Consider the following 635-nt stretch of genomic DNA (forward strand, 5'->3'; position numbering starts at 1 on the left):
TTGAACCTTTGAACCTTTGCCCCTTTGAACCTTAACAAAAAAAACCAAAATTCAAAAAAAAACGTATTTAGAAAAAAACCATACTTATGAAATCAAAACTTATTGCCCTTACCCTTTTATTCGCTGCATTTATTACTTCTTGCAGTACTGTCGATGATTTATTGAGTTTCAATATTACTAACTCAACTTCCTTTAAAATTCAAAGTACGTCGCCTATCAATTTACCATCAGAAATTAGTACGCCTGATGTTACGACCAACTCTTCGGCTGAATTTGAAAACAACAAAACCAAAGCAAGTTTGGTAAAAGATGTAAAAATAAGATCACTTAAACTAACGATTACTGATCCCTCAGATAAGACATTTACGTTTTTGAAATCCGTTCACTTATACATCTCCACAAGCAATTCTGATGAGATAGAATTAGCCTACCAGGACAACATTAATTCGACTAGCAATATGATTGATTTAATTTGTACCGATGCAAGATTGGATCAATACATTAAAGCCGATAAATATAAAATAAGAACTCAGGTTACCTTAAAAGAAACTCTTACCAAAGATGTTACAATCAAGGCAGATATGAAGTTTAAAGTTACTGCGGATCCTTTCTAAAAGTTGCTAAGGTTCTGAGAT

Annotated in this window: 1 protein-coding gene; it reads left to right on the forward strand. The window is 32.4% G+C overall.

All coding sequences use genetic code 11. The annotated features are described in order from the left end of the window. Positions 1-86: 86 nt before the first annotated feature. The gene (locus B0A64_RS24820) at positions 87-614 is read left to right on the forward strand and encodes a hypothetical protein (RefSeq protein ID WP_089482109.1); all 528 of its coding nucleotides are present in this window, start codon (positions 87-89) and stop codon (positions 612-614) included. Positions 615-635 lie beyond the last annotated feature (21 nt).

This window comes from Flavobacterium araucananum (assembly GCF_002222055.1).
Taxonomy (GTDB): domain Bacteria; phylum Bacteroidota; class Bacteroidia; order Flavobacteriales; family Flavobacteriaceae; genus Flavobacterium; species Flavobacterium araucananum.

What these genes read in the sequence shown, in the direction of transcription:
- B0A64_RS24820 (WP_089482109.1), top strand. Translation starts at nt 87, where the DNA reads ATGAAATCAAAACTTATTGCCCTTACCCTTTTATTCGCTGCATTTATT.